This window comes from Saccharomonospora halophila 8 (assembly GCF_000383775.1).
In the GTDB taxonomy this organism is placed as follows: Bacteria; Actinomycetota; Actinomycetes; order Mycobacteriales; family Pseudonocardiaceae; genus Saccharomonospora; species Saccharomonospora halophila.
In genome coordinates this window covers 1-1998 of the sequence record NZ_KB912483.1, presented here as the reverse complement: position 1 = coordinate 1998, position 1998 = coordinate 1, and the positions used below count along the sequence as shown (strand labels likewise).

Here is a 1998-nt window from a genome sequence, read left to right as displayed (position 1 = left end):
CTCGGGCGCCGAGGCCCGCTCCCGGCCGGGCGCCGCGGACTCGTCGGGCGCGTCCGTCGTGGTCGCCGACGAGGCCGAACTCTCCGCCGTGGTCGTCGGGGTCGTGGTGGTCGGGGCCGTGGCGGCATCGTCGTCCGACGCCGGACTCCCGGTGCTGTCGGTCGTCGGCGTGCTGCTCGTGGTCTGCTGCGTGGTTCTCGGACCGGCCTCCGTGGAGGTGCGCGTGGCGGTATCGGCGTGTCCGCCCCCAGGGGAGTCGTCCCCGTCCCGTCCGGACGCCAGGGTGACGCCCGTGTCCGCTTCGGACGGAGCTAACCAGAACAGGTGACCTCCCGCAGCCGATGCCACGCCCACGAGCACACTCATCATCACCAACAGTGACCGGATGCGCGAATTCGGCGTAGACACAGTCGGCAAGCTACCACCCGGAAGAGGGTTATCAAACCGTGATGAATCCGTCAGCCGACCGTGTCGGCGCCGGATTGCGCGCGATCATCCCGAACCGGGGCGTGGGGTGTCCGGGTGAGGGATCCGGCTCCGGATGACCGGGGCGCGGACGTCGACGCCGTGCGGCGGCCCCTCCTCAGCGCCGGGTGTCCACCCGGTCGAAGTTCCGGTACGCACGGCTCGGCGTCGGGCCCCGCTGGCCCTGGTACCGCGAACCGGCCTCGCTCGATCCGTAGGGGAACTCGGCGGCGCTGGTCAGCCGGAACAGACAGAGCTGTCCGATCTTCATCCCCGGCCACAACGTGATCGGGAGGTTCGCCACGTTGGACAGCTCCAGCGTGATGTGCCCGTTGAACCCCGGGTCGATGAAGCCCGCGGTCGAATGGGTCAGCAACCCGAGACGGCCGAGCGAGGACTTGCCCTCCAACCTGCCCGCGAGGTCGTCCGGCAGGGAGAAGATCTCGAACGTCGAGGCGAGCACGAACTCGCCGGGGTGCAGCACGAACGGGTCGTCGTCGGTGGCGTCCTTCTCCACCAGTGAGGTGAGCTCGTCCTGCCGCAACTGCGGGTCGATGTGGGTGTACTTGCTGTTGTCGAAAACGCGGAAGAACCGGTCGAGACGGACGTCCAGGCTGGACGGCTGCACCATCCCCTCGTGGAACGGGTCCACGTCCAGCCGCCCGGAGCGCAGCGCCGCACGCAGGTCACGGTCACTCAACAACACGCGCAACACCCTATCCGGGCACCCGTGCACGGGCGCCTTCCCCCGGGCACGCGGTACGGGCACCTCCCCGCCCGCAGCGGACCGCGCCCGGCCGCGTGTCGGGCCCCGGGGGAACGGCCCGGGGCCTTGCCCGCTCCCGCGAACCGTGACAGGTTCACCCGGTGCGTCCACCGTCCACGACCTCCACCGAGGACGTTCTCCACGACCCGCTGCGGGCCCAGCTGGACGTGTTCCTCGACGAGCACCGGAACGCGCTGAGCAGCTCGCTGGACGGGCTGACCGAGGAGCAGGCACGCCGGTCCCTCGTGTCGTCGCGGACCACCCTGCTCGGTCTGGTCAAGCACGCGACCTTCGTGGAGAACGTCTGGTTCGACGAGGCGATCACCCGCCGGTCCCGGGCGGAGATCGGCATACCGGCGGGCCCGGACGAGTCGTTCGTGCTCACCGCCGACGACACGATCGACCGTGTCCGCCGGGCGCACCGGGAGGCCTGCGCGGCATCCCGCCGCGCGGTCGCCGACCTGAGCCTGGACGAAACCCTGCACGGCAACCGGCGGGGAGCTCTCCCGCTGCGCTGGGTGTACCTCCATGTGCTGCGCGAGCTCGCCCAGCACTGCGGACATGCCGACATCCTGCGGGAACAGATCCTCGCCGGGTAGTCATCCGGGCCACCGCACACCGCTTCCCGGCGGCTCGGTTCCGCCCGGCCACGTCACGTGGCCCGGGGCTCCGGCGGGCGCAGGTGCCGGGCGTAGGAGGGGTCGGGCGGGACCACCGAGCCCAGCAGCTCGGCGTAGCGTCGCCGCGCGAGCGCACCGAGGCGTTCC

At 71.3% G+C, this 1998-nt stretch carries 3 protein-coding genes; 2 read left to right on the top strand and 1 reads right to left on the bottom strand.

What is annotated here, in order from left to right:
* The coding region (locus SACHA_RS24775; protein ID WP_039737579.1) for a hypothetical protein at positions 1–328 on the top strand (328 nt) is incomplete at its 5' end.
* Positions 329–583: 255 nt separating this feature from the next.
* Here the strand turns inward: SACHA_RS24775 and dcd are convergent.
* A complete protein-coding gene (gene dcd, locus SACHA_RS0101365) occupies positions 584–1171 on the bottom strand; it encodes a dCTP deaminase (RefSeq protein ID WP_007023352.1) in 588 nt (195 codons plus the stop codon).
* A gap of 161 nt (positions 1172–1332) precedes the next feature.
* On the opposite strand from dcd, the gene SACHA_RS0101360 reads away from it, so the two are divergent.
* Positions 1333–1830: a DinB family protein gene (locus SACHA_RS0101360; RefSeq protein WP_019806586.1), complete on the top strand. Its 498-nt coding sequence runs from the start codon at positions 1333–1335 to the stop codon at positions 1828–1830.
* The last annotated feature ends 168 nt before the right edge of the window (positions 1831–1998 follow it).